At 73.1% G+C, this 19,084-nt stretch carries 23 protein-coding genes; 11 read left to right on the top strand and 12 right to left on the bottom strand.

All coding sequences use genetic code 11. The features are described from left to right. Position 1 precedes the first annotated feature (1 nt). Positions 2-952, top strand: coding sequence for an RNA polymerase subunit sigma-70 (locus BLV39_RS28405; RefSeq protein WP_090799494.1), 951 nt, complete (start codon positions 2-4; stop codon positions 950-952). A 143-nt stretch (positions 953-1,095) separates the two neighbouring features. Here the strand turns inward: BLV39_RS28405 and BLV39_RS28400 are convergent, their stop codons facing one another. Together BLV39_RS28400 and BLV39_RS28395 are read right to left on the bottom strand one after the other, a co-directional pair. Continuing rightward, positions 1,096-1,734 (bottom strand): maleylpyruvate isomerase N-terminal domain-containing protein, encoded by a 639-nt coding sequence (locus BLV39_RS28400; RefSeq protein WP_090799491.1) that lies wholly within the window; start codon positions 1,732-1,734, stop codon positions 1,096-1,098. After that, complete coding sequence (locus BLV39_RS28395; protein ID WP_204082587.1) at positions 1,731-2,171, bottom strand: PhzF family phenazine biosynthesis protein; 441 nt, start codon at positions 2,169-2,171, stop codon at positions 1,731-1,733. The genes BLV39_RS28400 and BLV39_RS28395 overlap by 4 nt, the downstream gene beginning before the upstream one ends. 186 nt (positions 2,172-2,357) lie before the next feature. Between BLV39_RS28395 and BLV39_RS44845 the strand changes: the two genes are divergently transcribed. Together BLV39_RS44845 and BLV39_RS43715 are read left to right on the top strand one after the other, a co-directional pair. Next, positions 2,358-2,558, top strand: coding sequence for a type 2 periplasmic-binding domain-containing protein (locus BLV39_RS44845; RefSeq protein ID WP_204082588.1), 201 nt, complete (start codon positions 2,358-2,360; stop codon positions 2,556-2,558). Beyond that, on the top strand, positions 2,504-2,899 hold the full coding sequence (locus tag BLV39_RS43715; RefSeq protein ID WP_204082589.1) for a LysR substrate-binding domain-containing protein: 396 nt from the start codon (positions 2,504-2,506) through the stop codon (positions 2,897-2,899). The genes BLV39_RS44845 and BLV39_RS43715 overlap by 55 nt, the downstream gene beginning before the upstream one ends. Here the strand turns inward: BLV39_RS43715 and BLV39_RS28385 are convergent. After that, positions 2,896-3,366, bottom strand: coding sequence for a PPOX class F420-dependent oxidoreductase (locus BLV39_RS28385; protein ID WP_090799486.1), 471 nt, complete (start codon positions 3,364-3,366; stop codon positions 2,896-2,898). The genes BLV39_RS43715 and BLV39_RS28385 overlap by 4 nt on opposite strands. Before the next feature lie 9 nt (positions 3,367-3,375). Next, on the bottom strand, positions 3,376-4,386 hold the full coding sequence (locus tag BLV39_RS28380; protein WP_090799483.1) for an aldo/keto reductase: 1,011 nt from the start codon (positions 4,384-4,386) through the stop codon (positions 3,376-3,378). Between the two features lie 55 nt (positions 4,387-4,441). Between BLV39_RS28380 and BLV39_RS28375 the strand changes: the two genes are divergently transcribed. After that, positions 4,442-5,122 carry a TetR/AcrR family transcriptional regulator gene (locus BLV39_RS28375; RefSeq protein WP_090800747.1) on the top strand — a complete coding sequence of 227 codons (681 nt, stop codon included), beginning with the start codon at positions 4,442-4,444 and terminating at the stop codon, positions 5,120-5,122. On the opposite strand, the gene BLV39_RS28370 is transcribed toward BLV39_RS28375, so the two are convergent. Then, the gene (locus BLV39_RS28370; RefSeq protein WP_090799480.1) at positions 5,123-6,001 is read right to left on the bottom strand and encodes an NADP-dependent oxidoreductase; all 879 of its coding nucleotides are present in this window, start codon (positions 5,999-6,001) and stop codon (positions 5,123-5,125) included. Between the two features lie 87 nt (positions 6,002-6,088). Between BLV39_RS28370 and BLV39_RS28365 the strand changes: the two genes are divergently transcribed. Together BLV39_RS28365 and BLV39_RS28360 are read left to right on the top strand one after the other, a co-directional pair. Then, positions 6,089-6,994, top strand: a complete 906-nt coding sequence (locus BLV39_RS28365) for an AraC family transcriptional regulator (protein ID WP_090799478.1) — start codon at positions 6,089-6,091, stop codon at positions 6,992-6,994. Between the two features lie 22 nt (positions 6,995-7,016). Further along, positions 7,017-7,856 (top strand): aldo/keto reductase, encoded by an 840-nt coding sequence (locus BLV39_RS28360; protein ID WP_090799476.1) that lies wholly within the window; start codon positions 7,017-7,019, stop codon positions 7,854-7,856. Here the strand turns inward: BLV39_RS28360 and BLV39_RS28355 are convergent. Then, positions 7,853-9,379 carry an alkaline phosphatase D family protein gene (locus tag BLV39_RS28355; RefSeq protein ID WP_090799473.1) on the bottom strand — a complete coding sequence of 509 codons (1,527 nt, stop codon included), beginning with the start codon at positions 9,377-9,379 and terminating at the stop codon, positions 7,853-7,855. The two genes, BLV39_RS28360 and BLV39_RS28355, sit on opposite strands and share 4 nt — an antisense overlap. A 201-nt stretch (positions 9,380-9,580) precedes the next feature. Between BLV39_RS28355 and BLV39_RS28350 the strand changes: the two genes are divergently transcribed. Both BLV39_RS28350 and BLV39_RS43170 read left to right on the top strand, forming a co-directional pair. After that, positions 9,581-9,799 carry a hypothetical protein gene (locus BLV39_RS28350; RefSeq protein WP_090799470.1) on the top strand — a complete coding sequence of 73 codons (219 nt, stop codon included), beginning with the start codon at positions 9,581-9,583 and terminating at the stop codon, positions 9,797-9,799. Positions 9,800-9,872: 73 nt separating this feature from the next. After that, on the top strand, positions 9,873-10,991 hold the full coding sequence (locus BLV39_RS43170; protein ID WP_176985116.1) for an alpha/beta hydrolase: 1,119 nt from the start codon (positions 9,873-9,875) through the stop codon (positions 10,989-10,991). A gap of 93 nt (positions 10,992-11,084) precedes the next feature. Here BLV39_RS43170 and BLV39_RS28340 read toward each other — a convergent pair whose 3' ends face one another. Further along, positions 11,085-11,642: a TetR/AcrR family transcriptional regulator gene (locus tag BLV39_RS28340; protein ID WP_090799461.1), complete on the bottom strand. Its 558-nt coding sequence runs from the start codon at positions 11,640-11,642 to the stop codon at positions 11,085-11,087. Positions 11,643-11,719: 77 nt separating this feature from the next. On the opposite strand from BLV39_RS28340, the gene BLV39_RS28335 reads away from it, so the two are divergent. Beyond that, entirely contained in the window at positions 11,720-12,769 is a 1,050-nt protein-coding gene (locus BLV39_RS28335) for an SDR family oxidoreductase (protein ID WP_090800744.1), read from the top strand. Here BLV39_RS28335 and BLV39_RS28330 read toward each other — a convergent pair. Continuing rightward, entirely contained in the window at positions 12,751-13,596 is an 846-nt protein-coding gene (locus tag BLV39_RS28330; protein WP_090799458.1) for a sigma-70 family RNA polymerase sigma factor, read from the bottom strand. The two genes, BLV39_RS28335 and BLV39_RS28330, sit on opposite strands and share 19 nt — an antisense overlap. 84 nt (positions 13,597-13,680) lie before the next feature. Here BLV39_RS28330 and BLV39_RS28325 point away from each other — a divergent pair, with 84 nt between their 5' ends. Further along, a complete protein-coding gene (locus tag BLV39_RS28325; RefSeq protein ID WP_090799455.1) occupies positions 13,681-14,130 on the top strand; it encodes a carboxymuconolactone decarboxylase family protein in 450 nt (149 codons plus the stop codon). Between the two features lies 1 nt (position 14,131). Here BLV39_RS28325 and BLV39_RS28320 read toward each other — a convergent pair whose 3' ends face one another. The 3 genes from BLV39_RS28320 to BLV39_RS28310 are packed head-to-tail and all read right to left on the bottom strand — an operon-like array spanning position 14,132 to position 17,966. Further along, positions 14,132-14,311 (bottom strand): hypothetical protein, encoded by a 180-nt coding sequence (locus BLV39_RS28320; protein ID WP_090800742.1) that lies wholly within the window; start codon positions 14,309-14,311, stop codon positions 14,132-14,134. Positions 14,312-14,361: 50 nt separating this feature from the next. Next, positions 14,362-17,127 carry a glycoside hydrolase family 2 TIM barrel-domain containing protein gene (locus BLV39_RS28315; RefSeq protein WP_090799452.1) on the bottom strand — a complete coding sequence of 922 codons (2,766 nt, stop codon included), beginning with the start codon at positions 17,125-17,127 and terminating at the stop codon, positions 14,362-14,364. Beyond that, on the bottom strand, positions 17,124-17,966 hold the full coding sequence (locus BLV39_RS28310) for an SMP-30/gluconolactonase/LRE family protein (protein ID WP_090799449.1): 843 nt from the start codon (positions 17,964-17,966) through the stop codon (positions 17,124-17,126). The genes BLV39_RS28315 and BLV39_RS28310 overlap by 4 nt, the downstream gene beginning before the upstream one ends. A gap of 215 nt (positions 17,967-18,181) precedes the next feature. Here BLV39_RS28310 and BLV39_RS28305 point away from each other — a divergent pair, with 215 nt between their 5' ends. After that, on the top strand, positions 18,182-18,832 hold the full coding sequence (locus tag BLV39_RS28305) for an O-methyltransferase (RefSeq protein WP_090799446.1): 651 nt from the start codon (positions 18,182-18,184) through the stop codon (positions 18,830-18,832). Here the strand turns inward: BLV39_RS28305 and BLV39_RS28300 are convergent. Continuing rightward, a complete protein-coding gene (locus BLV39_RS28300) occupies positions 18,816-19,055 on the bottom strand; it encodes a hypothetical protein (RefSeq protein WP_090799442.1) in 240 nt (79 codons plus the stop codon). The genes BLV39_RS28305 and BLV39_RS28300 overlap by 17 nt on opposite strands. Positions 19,056-19,084 lie beyond the last annotated feature (29 nt).

Below are 19,084 nucleotides of genomic sequence, written 5' to 3'. Positions count from 1 at the left end.
CATGACAACCGAGGTGCTGGCGCGGGCCCGAGCCGGCGACGGTGCGGCGTTCCGTGAGCTGACGGAGCCGTACCGCCGGGAGTTGCTGGTGCACTGCTACCGGATGCTGGGTTCGATTCAGGACGCCGAGGACGTCCTCCAGGACACGCTGCTGGCCGCGTGGCAGGGCCTCTCCGGGTACGAGGGCCGCGCCGCGCCGCGCACCTGGCTCTACAAGATCGCCACCAACCGCTGCCTGAACGCCCGCCGGTCGGCCGCCCGGCGCCCGGCCAAGGCGTGGGACGTGCCGCAGGTCGAGCCGCCCGAGCCCACCCGCCTCGGCGAGGTCGTCTGGCTGGAGCCGTTCCCGGACACCATGCTCCCGGAGGCCAGCTTCGAGCGGACGGAGTCGGTCTCGCTGCCCTTCGTCACGGCACTGCAGACGCTGCCGCCGCGGCAGGTCGCGGTGCTCATCCTGCGTGACGTCCTCGGCTTCCACGCCGCCGAGGTGGCGGAGATGCTGGACGCCAGCGTCGAGTCGGTCAAGAGCGCGTTGAAGCGGGCCCGGGCCGCCATGCCGGCGCCCGCGCCCGCGGAGCCGCCGGTCGAGGACGCGGTGGTGGCCCGCTTCGTCGCCGCCTGGCAGTCGGCCGACGTCGCCGCCCTGGTGGCCCTGCTCACCGACGACGTGTTCATGTCGATGCCGCCGATCCCGTTCGAGTACGTGGGGCGTGACGCGGTCGCCCGTTTCAGCGCCGCCATCTTCGGCGCGGGCCGCCGCTTCGACCTGGTCCCGACGCGGGCGAACGGCCAGCCGGCCTTCGGCGCGTATCTCCGCGGCACCGACGGCCTCAGCCACGGCGTCGGCCTTTACGTGCTGACTCTGGCCGGCGACCGGATCAGCGCACTGACCCGCTTCGAGAACGGCGTCCTGCCCCGCTTCGGCCTGCCCCGCTCGATCCCGACGCCCTAGGGTCCGTCCTGCGGGGCCGCCATGCCCAGCCGACGGCGGACCGCACGCGGAAGCCGCCTGGCCCTCGGCCGAGCAGCGCGGTCAGAGCGCGGTGACGGTTTCCGGCGCGCGTTCCGCGCGGCTCAACGCCCGCAGCAGCGCGGTCAGAGCGCGGCAACGGTTCCCGGCGCGCGTTCCGCGCGGCTCAGCGCCCGCAGCAGCGCGACCGGGCCGTGCTTGCGGACGGCCAGCCGTGTGAGCAGGTCGAGCACCGGTTCGGTGACCTGCGGCGGCAGCGGCGGGGTCGGTAGATCCACGCTCACGGCCAGGTCGTCGATGTGGACGGCCAGCTCCACCAGCCGGCTGCGCAGGAAGTCGTCGAAGGTCAGCGTCCATTGCCAGGTCGGCAGCCGGACCAGCCGGGAAGCGGGCGTCGCGGCGAAGAGGTCGGGCAGGCGGTCGACGGCGGCCGCGGCACGCAGGGCCAGGTCGGCGGGTCCGGCCTCGGCCGCCTGCTCGCTGCCGCGCCGGATGCGCAGGTGCTCCGGGCCGTCGTGGCCCGCGCTCATCCACGCCACGCGCGCGTAGTAGTCGAGGATCGTGAGGGGCGCGGTGCCGGGCTCCGGCCCGGCCAACGCCCGTTCGGCGAAGAAGATCTGGCCACCGAGGTGCCCGGCCAGCCCGCTGACCGCGTAGCGCTCCAGCGCGCTCGGCCGCTCCCAGCCGGCGGCGACGGCCGGCACGGCCAGGAGGGTGGACGCGACTCGTGCGGCGTCGAGGTAGGCGCCGCGTACGCCGGTCATCGGGGAAGCTCCCGCAGCCGTCCCTCGGCGAGCAGGACGACGTCGCCACCGACCTCGACCGAGCGGATGTCGTCGGGTCGGCCGTGTGCGGTCACGGTCATCTCGCTCGGACGGCCGGCGAACCGGCCCTGCCGCAGCACGGTCGGCACGCCGTCGGGGATGCGGTCGTGTCTCCGGAGATAGGCGGCGGCGCACCCGCCCCCGCTCCCGGTGGCCACGTCCTCGACGACCCCGTCGTTGTTCCAGTGCCGCCCCTCCAGGCCCGCGGCGTCGAGCAGATAGGCGAACTCGGCACCCAGGGCGGCCAGCGGCGCGGTGAGGTCGGCCGTGATCCGGACGCGGGCCAGCGCATCGCCTCGGACGGGTAGCACCAGGTAGCGCAACCCCGTCGACACGACCTCCGGCGCCAGCGCCGGGTCGAGGTCGTCCGGCGACAACGACAGCGCCGGAAGGAGGCCGGCGACGTCGGCACCGCCCAGGAACGCGGGCCACCCCTGGTCGAGGACGCCGTTGTAGCGACCGGGCGCGAGACGCTGCTGCCGTACGCCGAGCGGATCCTGGCCCTATCGGCGCAGGCGCTGCGGGCGCCACGGCAGGACCTGACCGGTCACTGTGGAGTGGGTATGATCGAGGACCCGGCCGGGGCGCCGTTGTCGCAGGCGCTGGCCGACTTCGCCCGGCTGCATCCGGCCGCAACGCTGGAGGTCTTCACGGCCGCCGGCCCGGCGATGCGCGAGGCGTTCAGCGCGGGGCGCCTGCACCTGGCGCTGTGGACCCGTCCTACTTCCCCGACCCGCCACGGTGGACGGTCCGGCTGCCGCTGACCTGGGTCGGCGGTCCTGGCGCCGACCGGAGCGCGGACCCGTTGCCGTTGGTGCTGTTCTCGCAGCCGTGCCGGTGGCGGGCACCGCTGCTCGACACCCTGGAAGCCGCCGGCCGCGGCTGGCGGATCGCCTTCGAGAGCACCAGCCTCGCCGGTGTGCTCGCCGCGGTCCGGGCCGGGATCGGCTTCGCCGCCGTGCTGCCGGCCGTCGCTGATCCGGGCACGGAGGTGTCGAGCCTGCCGGACCTGCCCGACGTCGAGCTCGGCCTGGTCCGCCGGCCGGGCACGGAAGGCGACCCGCTGACAGACGCGACCGAGGCTCTTCTCCGCCTTCTGGTCTAGGCCGGCGCGCGGTCCGGTGGGAAGCCGCCCGTCGCGATCGGGCCCCAGGAGTCGATGGTGATGCGGATCAGGGACTTGCCCTGGCGGCGCATCGCCTCGCGGTACTCGGCCCAGTCCGGGTGTTCGCCGGAGATGCAGCGGAAGTACTCGACCAGCGCGTCCTCGGTGTCCGTCGACGGCATGTCGAGGACCTCGGCGGTGCCGTCGACCTGGACGTACGGGTCGTTCCAGTCGTCGGAGTGCACGAGCACGCTGGCAGCCGGGTTGCGGCGCAGGTTGACCGCCTTCGCGCGGTCCGGATAGGTGGAGATCACGATCCGGCCCGCCTCGTCGACGCCACCGGAGACCGGGGAGAGCTGCGGGCGGCCGTCGCGGCGGATGGTGACCAGGGTGAGCCGGTGCCGGGTGCGGACGAACTCGATCAGTTCAGCACGTCCGACCCGGTCGGCGGTTGCGATCTTAGGCACCTGAGAAGGCTAGCGCTCGCTGTCCAAGAGGTGCAGTTGCTGGTCCATGTAGCGGCCGCCGGCGGCGGCTCCGGCGGGGATGGCGGCCTCGATTCGGGCCAGGACCTCGGGGGAGAGGGTCAGCTCGGCCGCGCCCAGCGACTCCTCGAGGCGGTCCCGGCGGCGGGCGCCGACCAGTGGCACGATGTCCGTGCCCTGGGCCGCGACCCAGGCGATGGCGACCTGGCTCGTGGTCGCGCCGAGCTCCGTGGCGATCCGGCCGAGCTCCTCGACCAGCCGCAGGTTGGCGGCCAGGTTCTCGCCGTTGAAGCGGGGCAGCGCCGCGCGGAAGTCGCGGGTGGCGACCTCGCGGTTGAGCGTCCAGTGGCCGCTGAGCAGCCCGCGGGAGAGCACCCCGTACGCGGTCAGTCCGATGCCCAGCTCGCGCAGCGTGGGCAGGATGGCCTCCTCCGGGCCGCGCGAGAGCAGGGAGTACTCGATCTGCACGTCGCTGATCGTGGCGACCGCGGCCGCCCGGCGGATGTTCTCCGCGCCCACCTCGGACAGTCCGATGTGGCGGATGTAGCCGGCCTCCTGCATGTCCTTCAGCGCACCGACGGTCTCCTCGACCGGGATGGCCGGGTTGAGCCGCGACGGCCGGTAGATGTCGATGTAGTCGGTGTCCAGCCGGCGCAGCGACTGGGCGAGCCGGTCGCGTACCGCCGAGGCCGAGACGTCGTAGGGGACCGGTTGGAAGGTGCCGTCCGGGTTCTTGCGGCTGCCGAACTTCACGCTGATCACGACGTCCTCGCGGCGCCGGCCGCGCAGGGCGCGGGAGACCAGCAGCTCGTTGTGGCCGGAGCCGTAGAAGTCGGCGGTGTCGATCAGGTTCATGCCGGCGTCGAGGGCGGCGTGCACGGTGGCGATGCTCTCGTCCTCGTCCGCCGGGCCGTACATGTCAGACATGCCCATGGCGCCGAGGCCGAGGGCGCCCACGACCGGTCCGGTCGTGCTGAGCTTGCGGGTGCCGATTGTCGTCATGGCCGAGACGTTAGCATCGATCACGCTGAAACGTGATCGGTGCTAACATGTGGTGATGACAACACCGCGGCAACGGATTCTCGACGCGACGGAGGCGCTGCTGTCCAGCGGCGGTCGCGAGGCCGTCTCGACCAGAGCGGTCAGCGCGGCGGCCGGCGTGCAGGCGCAGACGATCTACCGCCAGTTCGGCGACATGGCCGGGCTCCTCGACGCGGTCGCGTACGAGGCGTGGACCCGCTACCTGACCCTCAAGCAGGCGGAGGAGCACCGCGCCGACGCGGTCGAGGACCTGATCGCCGGCTGGAACCTGCACGTCCAGTTCGCGCTCGACAACCCGGCGCTCTACAAGCTGATCAACGGCGACCCGCGCCCCGGCCAGCCCTCGGCGGTCAGCGGCAAGGGACACGAGCTGCTCAGCGGCATCCTGCACCGGGTCGCCGCCGCGGGCCGGCTGCGGGTTCCGGTGGAGTCGGCCGCGCCCATGGTGTACGCCGCCAGCGTCGGCGCCGCCCTCGCGCTGATCGCCGCGCAGGGCGACGGCACCCTCGACACGCACGCCGGCCTCTCCGCCGACCTGCGCGACGCCGTGCTGGCCACCGTGCTGACCGGCCCGGCGCCGGAGGGTGCGCAGGCGCGCGCCCTGGCCCTCAAGGCCGCCCTGCCCGGTGTCGCCGACCGGTTCAGCGCGGCCGAGCAGGTGCTGCTCGGCGAGTGGCTGGACCGCATCGCCCGCTGATCAGGCCGGCACCAACAACACCTTGCCGCGTAGGCGGTCGCCCTCGGCATCCTGGTGCACCGCCGGGAGGTCGGTCAGGGGCCGGGTCGCCGCGATCTCGATCCGCAGCTCGCCGGCCGCGACGAGGGCGACCAGCTCGGCCAGCCGCCGCGGGTCCGCGGCCACGACGAAGTGGGTCGAGCGCACCGACGGCGGCGCCACGACCGGGCCGGTGGCGGAAACGATCGCCCCGCCCGGCCGGACCGCGCCAACGGGTGCCGCCGCCGGCGCCAGGTGCAGCAACACGTCCGCCCCGACGCCGTCCAGCGGGGTCGTCGTGTGATCGATGATCTCGTCGGCCCCGGAGCGGGCGACCGTGGCGGCGGTTCGCGCGCTGGCCGTGGCCACGACGTGCGCGCCGGCCCGCTTGGCGAGCTGCACCGCGAACCAGCCGACCGCGCCGCCCGCCCCGTTGACCAGCACCCGCTGACCGGCCCGCAGGTCGGCTACGGCCTGCATCGCGGTGAGACCGGCGACGGGCAGGGCCGCCGCGGCCGCCACCGGCACGCCTGGCGGCAACCCCACCAATGCGCCGGCCGGCGCCACCACGTAGTCCGCCGCCGCGCCGCCAGCATCGAGCCTGCCCACGACCGGGTTACCGGCCGCGAAACCGGCACCCGCCGAGACCACGGTGCCGGACACGTCCCAACCCAGCGTGTACGGGAACCCGATCGGCAGCACCTCCCGCAACAGCCCGCGCCGCAGCCCGACCTCCGACGGGTTGAACGCCGTCGCCGCGACCCGCACCAGCAGCTCGCCGTCGCCCGGCACCGGACGTGGCACCTCGTCGGCCACGATCACGTCCGGTCCGCCGTACCCGTGGATGCGCATCGCTCTCATGCGACGAACCGTAAGCGGGCCGGCGAGGACGATCCATGGGTCGCCGTCCCTGTTTCATACGTGATCGTCTCGCTCTAGGCTCGCCGGGTGGACGTGCTCAGCGACGTGGTCGCCATCCTGCGCACCGGCCGGCCGCGGTCCGCCCGGGTGGCGTTCGCCGCGCCGTGGGCGCAGGAGTTCGCGCCGGTGCCGGGCGCCGCCGGGTTCCAGGTGATCCTGCGCGGATCGTGCTGGCTGGTGCCGCCCGCCGGCCCGCCGGTGCCGCTGGCCGAGGGCGACGTGCTGTTCCGGCCGCACGGACGCGGCCACGTGCTCGCCGACCACCCGGACAGCCGGCCGCTCGGGCCGGCCTGTGATGCCCTCGGCCCGTACCCCGCCCGGTCCGTCGTCGACGTGGCCGAGCCCGCGGTGGTCACGCTCTGCGGCGCGTACGAGCTCGACCCGGCCCGGACCCATCCGCTCCTGCACGACCTGCCCGAAGTCGTGCACCTGCCGGGCGAGCGCTCGGAGTTGCGTGCCTGCGTCGACCTGCTGGCCGCCGAGCTGGACCGGCCGAGGCTGGGCACCGACGCGATCGTGCCGGCGCTGCTCGACACGCTGCTGCTGTTGATCCTGCGCGCTTGCCTCGACACCGCGGTCGCGGACACCCCGGCGCGCGGCTGGTCGGCCGCATTGAGCGACCCCGTGGTGGCTACCGCGATCCAGGCGGTCCACCGCAGCCCGCAGACACAGTGGACGGTCGCGGGTCTGGCCGCCGAGGCCGGGCTGTCCCGCGCCCCGTTCGCCGCCCGGTTCGCCCGGCTGGTCGGCCAGCCGCCATTGCGCTACCTCACCTGCTGGCGGATGACGCTCGCCGCCGGGCTGCTCCGCGACGGCGACGCCCCGCTCGCAGAGATCGCGGCCACGGTCGGCTACGGTTCCGAGTTCGCCTTCGCGGCGGCGTTCAAGCGGCAGTTCGGTGCGGCACCCGGACGCTGGCGGAGGACAGCCTGATCAGCCGATCTAGGCTGGGATCATGGCACCGATCTCCATTCCGACCCGCACCCTGCCCGACGGCCGCGAAATGCCCTGGCTCGGGCTCGGCACCTACCCCGCGAAGGGCCGCGCGGCGGTCGACGCGATCCTGGCCGCCATCGAGTCCGGCTACCGGCTGATCGACACCGCCTATAACTACGGCAACGAGGACGCGGTCGGCACCGCCATCCGGGAGAGCGGGCTGCCGCGCGAGGAGTTCTTCGTCACGAGCAAGCTGGCCGGCCGCCACCAGGGCAAGCCGTACGTCCGGGAGGGCTTCTCCGCGTCGCTGGAGCGCCTCGGCCTCGACTACGTCGACCTCTACCTGATCCACTGGCCGCTGCCGAAGGTCGGCCGCTACGTCGAGTCGTACGTCGAGATGGTGGCGCTCCAGCAGGAGGGCCTGATCCGCTCGGTCGGCGTGTCCAACTTCCTCGACGAGCACATCACCGCCGTGGTCGCCGAGACCGGCGTGGTCCCCGCAGTCGACCAGCTCCAGGTCTCGCCGACCCATGCCCAGGTCGACGTCGTCAACGGGGTGGCCCGCCACGGCACGGTGGTGCAGGCGTGGAGCCCGCTGGAGCGCAACAGCGGCATCCTGGAACACCCCACCGTCACCGGCATCGCCGAACGGCTCGCCATCGCGCCGGCCCAGGTGGTGCTCCGCTGGCTGGTCGACCGCGACATCACCAGCGTGCCCGCGTCGACGAACCCGGACCGGCAGCGGCTCAACGCCGACATCTTCGGCTTCGCGCTCGAGCCCGCCGACGTCGCGGCCATGACGGCCATCGACGTCGGCAAGCCCGTCAAGCAGGACCCGCGTACCTGGGAAGAGTTTTAGGCCCGCAGGGTTTTCGTCCAGAGCACCGCGCCGTCGAGGTCGCGGAGGTTCACCGTGAGGTCCTTGCTGCGGCGGTCGATCCGTACCTCGCCGAAGTGCTGGAAGCCGTCCATCGGTGAGGTGTTGGCCACCGGCGGGGCGTGCACGAAGGCGGCCGTCGGCCCGAATGTGCCGTCCAGAGCGTTCGGGCCGAAGGCGCCGGCGTTGGCCGGCCCGGAGACGAACTCCCAGAACGGCGTGAAGTCGCCGATGGCGGCCCGCGCCGGGTCGTAGTGGTGCGCCGCCGTGTAGTGCACGTCCGCGGTGACGAACACGATGCCGGTCACCCCGTGCCGGTGCGCGTCCCGCAGGATGCCGGCGAACTCGCGCTCACGGCCGAGCGGCGCGCCGTCGTCGCCCTGCGCCACGCCTTCCTGCGCGGCCGGGCCATCCGGCACGACCAGCCCGATCGGCAGGTCGTTGGCGATGATCTTCCAGGTCGCGGTCGAGCGGCGCAGACCCTCGGTCAGCCAACGCCGTTGCGTCTCGCCGAGCAGGCCGCGGCGCGGGTCCGCGTACACGTTGCCGTCGTTGGCGTCCTTGTAGGTGCGCATGTCCAGGACGAAGACGTCCAGCAGCGGCCCGTACGACACCTTCTTGTAGACCGGCCCGGGAGCGATCGGCGTCCACTCGTAGAAGGCCTGCCGGCTGCGGGCGGCCAGCACGTCGACGCGCTTCTCGGTGTAGCGCGGGTCGTCGAGGATCTCGCCGGGGTACCAGTTGTTGGTGACCTCGTGGTCGTCCCACTGGTTGAGCTGCGGCACCTCGGCGAAGAACCGGCGCACGTTGGCGTCGAGCAGGTTGTAAGCGAACTGGCCCCGGTACTCGGCCAGCGTCTCGGCCACCTTGCTCTTCTCGGGGGTGACGACGTTGCGCCACACCCGGCCGTCGGGCAGGGTGACTGACTCGGTCAGCGGCCCGTCGGCGTACACGGTGTCGCCGCTGCACAGGTAGAAGTCCGGGCGTACGCGCCGCATCGCCTCGAAGATCCGCATGCCGCCGATGTCGGAATTGATGCCCCAGCCCTGCCCCGCGATGTCGCCGGTCCACACGAAGGAGAGGTCGTCGCGGGCGCCGGGCACGCTCAGGGAGCCGGTCAGCGGCTCGCTCTCCGCACCGCGCTCGCCGACGACGCGCACCCGGTAGTACGTCCTGGTGCCGGCACGCAGGCCGCGCAGCCGGGTCCGGCCGGTGAAGTCGGTGCCCGGACCGAGCACGGGGCCGAGCACGGTGTGCGCACGCCGCAGGTCGGGACGGTCGCTCACCTCGACCAGCATCCGACCGACGCGGTCCGCCCGGGTCCAGACACTGGCGGCGCCGTCGTACGCGTCACCCGTCTGCACGCCGTGGGTCAGCACGGGTCGGCCGCGGCGGACCAGCCCGGGTGTGCCGGCGAAGGCGGGTACGCCGCCGAACGCCGCTGTCGTGCCGAGTGCGGCGGCGGCGCCCAACAGCCCTCGACGACTCCAGTTCTGCGATGCCACGTGCGTGCTCCCTCCGATGGGGACTGCGTTTGTCGCAGACAGACCTACCGGGGGCGGGCGACGGGCGGATGGCCGCGCGATGAAGCCGTCATGGAATAACGCATCTGCAAGTCTGGATTAGATGACTGTTAATTCGGCGTCGGTCGGCGCGTCGCCCGGTTAGCGTGAGCCCGTCCCCCCGGACGCCCACCGGAGGCTCACATGTCCCTGCTGCTTCGCCGGTTGCTCCGCGCCGTGCCCATCGCGATCGTCGTGGTCGCCGTGACCGTGTTGTTCTTCGCGCCGTCGGCCGAAGGCCGGTCCCGCCCGGCAGCCGTCCCGCCGTCCGAATGGCCGATGGTCTCGCTGGTGAGCCTGGCCGTGCTCGCCCTGGTCGTGCCGTCCGGCGCCGTCGTCCTGTTCCTGCGCCGCCGTTACTAGCCTCCGACGGGCCGACTAGGTCACACTCCGGTCTCATGATCTTGGGTTTTGTGATGATGTTGCCGGTGTGATCGTGACCCGACGGCGGTTGGTCGGCGGCGCCGTCGCCGCGGCCGTGACCGGGGTGTTCAGCACCGCCGGCGCCGGCTACTACTTCGCGGGCGAGCTGCTCGGTGTCGACCGGACCCGTGACCTCGCGGTACGGGTGCTCGCGGTCGACGGCGACGAGGTCACGCTCAGCCGCGACCTGGACACCACGAAGCCGATCGAGCTGGGGCTGATGTGGCCCGAGGGCGCGGCCCGGCTCACGACGTCCGCGCGGGTGGACGGCGACACCGTGGTGCGCCAGGTCGCCGAGCGCGAGCTAGGCGACCTGAGGGCCGGCCTCGCGGCCCACGTCGACTACAACGTGTTCAGCACCGACCCCAAGGCCGCGTTCGGACTGGACTTCGCGACCGTGCCGGTGCTCGGTGAGCTGGGCGACCTGCCGGCGTGGCTGGTGCCACCTCCGGGCGCCGAGCGCTCCGGCGTCTGGGCGATCGCCATGCACGGCCGGGGGGCGAGCCGGCACGAGGCGCTGCGCGTGCTGCCGACCGTGGCGGGCGCGGGGCTGACCACGCTGGTGATCGGCTACCGCAACGACCCGGACGCGCCGGCCAGTCCGGACGGCTACTACCACCTGGGCGACACCGAGTGGCGTGACCTGGCCGCGGCGATCCGCTACGCGCGGGAGAACGGCGCGACCGGGATCGTCCTGCTCGGCTGGTCCATGGGTGGCGGCGCCGCGTTGACCGCGCTGAGCCGGCTGCCGGTGGCGGACGCGGCGCTGGTCCGCGGCGTGGTTCTGGACAGCCCCGTGTTGTCCTGGGACGCGGTGATCGACTTCCAGGCCGCGCTGCGCCACCTGCCGGCCCCGATCACCTGGTCGGCGAAGCGGTTCACCGAGTGGCGCGGGGGGCTGTCGCTGGCCGGCCTCGACCAGGACCCGGGCGAGCTGACCGTGCCCGCGCTGCTCTTCGTCGACGAGGCCGACCAGCTCGTCCGCACCGATCGGGCGCACGCGTACGCGTCGGCCCGCCCGGACCTGGTCACCCTGGTCTCAACCCGCGACGGCGGCCACGTCGCATCCTGGAACGTCGACCCACAGGGGTACGCGGCCGCCGTCACGACATTCCTCGACCGCGTGGCCTAGGGTGTGTCCTGCCGATCAACGCGGCCTACGACGGGCCCAGCCGCAGCCTGGCGGTGACGCCGGCTCGGCTCATGTTGATCGGCGGGACACGCCCTAGATCAGCGTGCCGAGCTCGGCGAAGCACTCCCGGACGATGTCTGGCAGCTCGCGCCGGCCGGTGTCGCCAACCCAGCTCTCGAAGGCGACCCGGAACACCGCGATGCCCGTCTGCGCGGCCAGGCTCGCGGCCGGCTCCGCGACCCCGCGGTCGCGCAGGGCCCCGGCGACCTCGGTGGCGAGCGTCGCCAGCTTGACCACCTCGCGCTCCTGGAGCTCCGGGTTCGCGTCGATGACGACCTGCCGAGCGCGGGCCAGCTCGCGACGCTCCTCCAGCAGCGCGCCGGCGCCGGCCAGCGCCGCGGCGACGACATCGATCGGTGCCGCACTGGCCGGTGCCTCGGCGACGCCCTTGACCAGGATCTCCCGCAGCAGCCCCGAACCGGCGAACAGCACCTCGCGCTTGTCGGCGTAGTGCCGGAAGAAGGTGCGCTCGGTGAGCCCGGCGCGGGCGGCGATCTCGGCCACGGTGACCTGTTCGTACCCGCGCTCGCCGTAGAGCGCGAGCGCCGCCTCTTCCAGCCGCCCCCGCGCGTTCGGCTCCCATCGACCCATGCCCTGATCATAGTGATGGCAGCCACTGACATCACAGTGCTAGGCTGATGTCAGTCACTGACATGGAGGTACCCCTCATGCGGGTTTTCGTCACCGGCGCGTCCGGCTGGATCGGTTCGGCCGTGGTCCCCGAGCTCATCGGCGCGGGTCACCGGGTCATCGGGCTCGCCCGGTCGGACGCCTCGGCCGCCGCCCTGACCGCGGCCGGCGCGGAAGTGCTCCGCGGCGACCTGGACGACCTGGACACGCTCAGCGCCGCGGCGGCCGGCTCCGACGCCGTGATCCACCTGGCGTTCAAGCACGACATCGCGTTCACCGGCGATTTCGCGGGTGCGGCCGCGGCCGACCGCCGCGCCGTCGATACCTTCGGCGCGGCGCTCGCGGGCACCGACCGGCCGCTGGTGATCGCCTCCGGCCTGGCCGGGCTCACCCCCGGACGGATAGCGACCGAGCACGACGGCCACGCGCCGGCGGCCCGGCTCACCGGCGGCGCGGAGGCGCGGCAAGCCACTGCGGACCCGGGGTCTGCCGGCGGCGCGGAGGCGCGGCAAGCCACCGCGGACCTGAGGTCCACCGGTGGCCCCGAGGGCCGACACGCGACCGCGGTCCCGAGGCCCACCGACGGCCCGCAGGCCCGGCACGCGACCGCGGACCTGACCCTCTCCCTGGCCGAACGCGGAGTGCGCTCGACCGTCTTGCGCCTACCCCCGACCGTCCACGGCGACGGCGACAACGGCTTCATGGCCAGCATCGTCGGCATCGCCCGGGCGACGGGGCTCTCGGGCTACCTGGGCGACGGTGCCAACCGCTGGCCCGCCGTCCACCGCCTCGACGCCGCCCGGCTGTTCCGCCTCGCGCTGGAGCAGGCACCGGCGGGCACCGTTCTGCACGCCGTCGCCGACGAGGGTGTGCCGATCCGCGCCGTCGCCGAGGTGATCGGCCGGCAGCTCGACCTGCCCGTCGTCGAAGTGACCGACCCGGGCGCGCACTTCGGCTGGCTCGCGCACGTGATCGCGCTGGACAACCCGGCGTCCAGCGCGCTGACCCGCGACCTGCTCGACTGGCGGCCGATGCAGCCGGGGCTGCTCGACGACCTCGAGAAGGGCCACTACTTCCAGGTCGGCTGAGCCGGCAGGTCGAGAGCCGCGAGCCGGGCCGGATTGCTGATCGTCGTGATGGCGGTGATCTTCCCGTCGGCCACGACGAACGCGAGGAGCGTGAGCGGGCTGCCGTCCGCGCGCCAGGCCAGGAAGCCTGGTCGGCCGTTGACGAGCACCCCGCGCCCGCGCGCGCCGTCCTGGGCGCCGAACCGTGCCCCGGCCGCGACCTCGGTGGCACCGATGGTCACGGTCGCCCCGTCGGCGGTGTCGGCGGTCAGCCGCACGTCCGGGTCGAGCACGCGCAGCAGCGCCGCGAAGTCGCCCGTGCGCGCCGCGCCCAGGAAGGCCCGGACCACCTGGCGCTGCGCGCGTAGGTCCGAGACCGGCGGAGAGGTCCCGCCCACCTTCCGGCGGGCGCGGCTGGCGAGCATCTTGGTCGCGTCGGTGGACCTGCCGAGAATCTGGCCGATCTCCTCGAACGGCACCGCGAACAGGTCGTGCAGCACGAACGCCAGCCGTTCGTCCGGCCGCAGCGACTCCAGGACGACCAGGAGCGCCAGCCCGACCGAGTCGGCCAGCGCGGCGTCGTCCGCGGGCGATGAGCCGTCGTCGACTGTCACGACGAGCTCGTCGTACGACGCCGAAGGGCGGCGCGACCGCAGCACGTCAAGGCTGATCCGGCCGACGACCGTGGTCAGCCAGCCGGAAAGGTTGTGGATGCCGGCCGGGTCCTGGCGGGAGAGCCGCAGCCAGGCTTCCTGGACCACGTCCTCGGCATCGGCGTGCGAGCCGAGCAGGCGATAGGCGACCGCCCGCAGGCGGTCGCGTTGGGCTTCGAAGGCCTCGGCCAGCATGGTGTTACCTTCCTCGCGCTTGCTCCGTCATGGGTGATGACGCTCCCGGAACCGCACAGGTAACCGATGAAGGAGCAAGCAAGGATGTCAGCACGTCTGAAGAACCAGAGCAACCCCGACGTCGTGAGCGCGATCCAGCAGCTCATCAAGGGGATCCAGGCCGGTGGCGCCGATCCGCTCGTGCTCGAGCTGGTCCATCTGCGGGCCAGTCAGATCAACGGCTGCAGCCCCTGCGTGTACGCCGGAGTCGCGTCGGCCAAGCGGCACGGCGAGACGGACGAGCGGCTGCACAACGTGGTCGCGTGGCGCGAGACGGCCCTGTTCACCCAGGCGGAGCGGGCGGCGCTCGCGCTGGCCGAGGCCGCGACCCGGATCCAGGACGGCTCGCCGGGCGTGACCGACGCGATCTGGGAGGCGGCGGCCGCCCATTTCGACGAGGCGCAACTGTCGGCGATCGTCACGGAGATCGCGCTGACCAACTTCTTCAACCGGATCAACCGGACGCTCCAGGAGCGGGCCGGCAAGACCTGGTGAGTCAGGAAGAGCGCCAGACGTCCTCGTCGGGGAGCACGTCGGGCCGGATCGGGCGCGGCTCGGTCTCCTGGAGCTCGACCAGCTCGTCCGGAAGCACCCGGGGCGGCAGCTCGCCGAACCGGGCGTGCCGCAGGAACGCGGCCTCCTCGTCGTTGAACACCACGCGCTCGTCGTCCTCCATGCTCACATGATGCATCCGCCGGGCCACCCGTGGGGCGGCCCGGCGGAACATCATCTGGCGCGGAGGGTGACGACGAGGTCGAACGGCTCGGCGTGCAGCCAGGCCTCCGGGGCGGGCGGCGGTCCGCAGGCCGCGGTGCCCAGCCCGTGGTGCCCGTAATCCAGGTGAAGATGCACGTCGCGACCCGGCCTAAGGTCGTCGGTGTGCCGGGCCGACGTCAGCTCGGCGGTGCTCCACCGGCGGGCGGTCAGCTCGAACGTCGGATGCCCGATGAGCTCCAGCCCGGCACCGGTCGGGTCGGTGAACGACGCCTGGCGCACCTTGGTCCGGTTGCCGTTCTCCTGCGGCCGCACATAAGGCGTCTGCAGTGCGTCCACCGTGGACTCGTAGCGGCCGACCAAGGCCGCCACGGAAGAGTCCACATAGGCCTCACCCGGCCCGCCGCCGAACCATTCCACCGCACCCAGCCGGCCCGGGATCGCCATGGACACGCCGGCCCGGGGGAGTGGGACGTCCCAGTCGCCGGTCGGCTCGACGTGCAGCGCCAGCGTGACCGCGTCGTCGTCGGCCGTCCAGGTGTAGGTGGCGAGCAGGGCCCGGTCGCTGCCGGCCGGCGCGACCCGGCTGGTCACCACGTAGCCGTCGGCGCCGTCCGCGGCGTCCACGACCCGGTGGGTGAGGCGGTGCAGCCCCGCCTTCCGCCAGCGGTCGGCGACCGGGTCGGGGCCGAACACGTCGTTGTCGATCGGTGCCCGCCAGACGTCCAGCCGGGGGCCGCGCAGCGCCAGCCCGCCCAGCGCGACGAGGTCGCCGCCCCGGAACACGGCCGGGCCGAGTGTGTCGCCCACCAGCCTGCGCCCGGAGCGGCGTGGCCGGTCCGCGGCCGACCGCAGCCGGACCTGGCCCGCGCCGACGGTCGCGCCGGCCAGTCGGGCGGTGACGGTCAGCCAGGCCTCGCCCCGGCCCGCCGGCACATCGGCGTGCAGCGCGGGCAGCGGGGCCGACTGGCCGGGCGCGAGGTCCGGCGCCGCCTGGGAGCCGGCGGCGACCGTCGTGCCGTCCACCGCCACGGTCCAGTCCAGCGTGACGCCGGTCAGGTCGCGGTGGTCGTAGCCGTTGCGGACGGTCAGCGCGTCGCCGTCGGGCACGAGGCGGACCGGCGCGAAGATGGCGCCGAGCTCGGTCAGCCCCGGCGACGGGGTGCGGTCCGGGAAGACCAGGCCGTCGATGACGAAGTTGCCGTCGTGCACCGGCTCGCCGAAGTCGCCGCCGTACGCGAAGTGGTTGCCGCGCCGGATGCCGTGGTCGAGCCACTCCCAGATGAAGCCGCCCTGGCAGCGCGGATAGCGCTCGAACAGCTCGCGGTAGGTGCTCAGCAGGCCGGGGCCGTTGCCCATCGCGTGCGCGTACTCACACAGCACGAACGGCAGCCCGTCGGGCGCGGCGCCGATCTCGGCCACCTCGTCCGGCGTCGCGTACATCCGGCTGTGCACGTCGGTGTGCGCGTTGGACCGATCGCCCTCGTAGTGCAGCGGCCGGTCCGGATCGAGCTCGCGCGCCACGGCGGCCATGGACGCCAGGTTGCGGCCCACACCGGCCTCGTTGCCCAGCGACCACATCACGACGCTCGGGTGGTTCTTGTCGCGCTGCACGGTCCGGCGCATCCGGTCGACCAGCGCGTCCGTCCACCGTGGATCGTCGGTGGGGTTGTTCCGCCACCCGTTCTGCTCGAAGCCGTGCGTCTCGAAGTCGTTCTCGACGACCACCCAGAAGCCGAGCTCGTCGCAGAGGTCGAGCAGCGCGGCGTCGGGCGGGTAGTGGCTCGTCCGGATCGCGTTGACGTGGTGCGTCTTCATCAGCTCGAGCTCGGCCCGCACGGCGTCCAACGGCACGACCCGCCCGAGGTCGGGGTGGAACTCGTGCCGGTTGACGCCGCGGAAGAAGATCCGCTGCCCGTTCGCGGTGAGCAGTCCGTCGACCACCGCGACCGTGCGGAAGCCGATCCGCAGGGACACGGTCTCGGCGCCCGTCGACACCGCGGCCTCGTACAACGTGGGTGTCTCGGGTGTCCACGGCTCGACGCGGTCGAGCACGTGGTCGGTGTTGACGGCGACATCGCGCAGTCCCAGCGAAGGCACCGACAGCAGGGCACCGTCGGGCGCGTCGACCCGCAGCGTGCCCCGGCCGTCCGCGAACCCGGCGTGCACGAACACGTCGTCGATCCCGCCCGATGGCCGGACCTCCAGCGTGACGGCGCGGAAGATGCCGGGCAGCCACCACATGTCCTGGTCTTCCAGGTAGCTGCCGGCCGACCACTGGTGCACCCGCACCGCGACCACGTTGGCCTCGCCGGCCCGCAGGTGCGCGGTCACGTCGAACTCGTGGGTCAGCCGGCTGCCCTGGGTGGCACCGACCTCGGCGCCGTTGACCCAGACCCGCCCGTACGAGTCGACACCCTCGAAGCGCAGCAGCACCCGCTGCCCGGCCCAGTCCGCGGGCACCTCGATGACGCGCCGGTGGTCGCCGGTCGGGTTCTCGGTCGGCACGTGCGGCGGGTCGACCGGGAACGGATAGGTGATGTTGGTGTACGCCGGCTGCCCGTAACCGTGCATCGGCCAGCTCGACGGCACCGGCAGGGCGTCCCAGCCGGAGTCGTCGTAACCCTCGGCCCAGAACTCGTCGAGACCGGTCGCGGTGGGGGAGAGCCGGAACCGCCACGCGCCGGACAGGTCGATCGACGGCGCGTCGGTGTGCAGCGCCGCCCGTGGCGGGACGGTCCCGTGCGGGCGCCCGAAGTCGCCGATGTGCGCGCTCATCCGGCGAACCCGTAGCCGGCGAAGCCGGCCACACCCGGCCGGGCGCGGAACAGGGCGCCGCTGGGCGCCGGGTCGTCGGCCGACGGGCGCGAGGTGGTGATGTAGAGGTCGGTCAGGTCCGGACCGCCGAACGCGCAGGCGGTCGGGCGGCCCACCGGCATCGGGATGACCGCGTCGAGGTCGCCGTCGGGACCGTAGCGGTGGACGGCGGCGCCGTCCCAGAGCGCCACCCAGACGCCACCCTCGGCGTCGAGGCATAGCCCGTCGGGGGTGCCGACGTCGGTCGGTACGGTCACGAACGGGCGCCGGTCGGAGAGATCGCCGTTGAACAGGTCGATCCGCTGGGTGCCCGAGTCCACGTAGTAGGCGGTGCCGCCGTCGCGCGACCAGGCCAGCCCGTTGGAGATGGTCACGCCTTCCAGCACGACGGTCACGCTCAGGTCCGGGTCGAGGCGGTAGAGCTTGCCGGCGCCCTTCGACTCGTCGGTCGCCATCGAGCCGCAGTAGAACCGGCCCTGGGGGTCGCAGCCGCCGTCGTTCATCCGGATCGGACCGGCCGGCCACAGCTCGGGCAGGATCTTCGGCACGTCCGCGCCGGCGTCGAGCAGCGCGAAACCGCGTTCGACGGCGAGCACCAGGCCACCGTCGCGGCGCGGCCGGATCGCGCAGACCACCGACGAGACGGGGGTACGGGTGACCGCGCCGTCGCCGGGATCGAGCGAGAGCATGTCGCCGGCCAGCATGTCGACCCAGTGCAGGCGGCCGGTCGCGGCGTCCCACGCCGGACCCTCACCGTGCCCGGCAAGCCGGTCGGTGACCTGTTCAACGTTGATCTTCATAACCGCCTCATCCTGCCACCCCGGCGTGCCCACGATCAAAGGTCGTGTCCTGTCGCTCATCGCGGCCTGCGACGGGCCCAGCCGCCGCCTGGCGGCGTCCCGGGATCACCGAGATACAACACCGGTATCCCGGCAATCCCGGGCCACCACCAGACGACACCTGGACTCCGTCTCGGCTCGCGATGAGCGACAGGACACGACCTAGGCTAGGGATCATGCCCGACATCACCAGCCCAGCCATCAGTGACTACGTGCTTGCCCATTCCTCGGCGGCCGACAACCTGTTGCGCGAGCTCGCCATCGAGACCAACCGTGCGTTTCCCGACGCGGCCGGCATGCAGATCTCGCACGACGAAGGTGAGCTGCTGACCATGTTGGTCCAGCTCGTCGGCGCCACCCGGGCCGTCGAGGTGGGTGTGTTCACCGGCTACTCCTCGATCTGCGTCGCCCGGGGGCTGGCGCCCGGCGGCACGCTGCTGGCCTGCGACGTCAGTGACGAGTGGACCTCGATCGCCCGGCGCTACTGGGACCGGGCCGGCGTCGCCGACCGGATCGACCTGCGGATCGCGCCGGCGATCGAGACGCTGCGGGCGCTGCCGGCCGAGGAGAACATCGACTTCGCCTTCATCGACGCCGACAAGCCGGGCTACCCCGCGTACTACGAGGAGCTGGTCACCCGGCTGCGCCCGGGCGGCCTGATCGTGCTCGACAACGTGCTGCGCGGCGGCCGGGTCGTCGACCCGACGGCCACCGACGAGGGCGACCTCGCGATCCGCGAGATCAACGACCGCGTCGTCGCCGACCCGCGGGTCAGTGTCGTCATGCTGCCGGTGCGCGACGGGGTCACTCTCATCCGCAAGCGCTGACGGGCGGGTCCGGTGCGGTCTCCGCCGGCAGTTCGAGGGCGGCCCGCAGCCGCTCGGCGTCGGCGGCGGCCAGCCGGAACGACGCCCGGCAGGCCACACCGGACCACAGCGAGAGCACCACCATGCCGCGGTCCGCGTACACGCTGACCCGCAGTCGGCGTCCGCCGTCGCGTACGTCGTCGAAGGTGTCGCCAACTCCCGGGAGCGGGTAGACCTCACCCATCCATCGAGGATGCCGGATGCGGCCGCGCG

Origin of the sequence: Asanoa ishikariensis, assembly GCF_900107455.1 — a bacterium.
GTDB lineage: Bacteria > Actinomycetota > Actinomycetes > Mycobacteriales > Micromonosporaceae > Asanoa > Asanoa ishikariensis.
The sequence above is the reverse complement of the archived record's forward strand: the minus strand, read 5'-3'. Positions and strand labels throughout refer to the sequence as shown.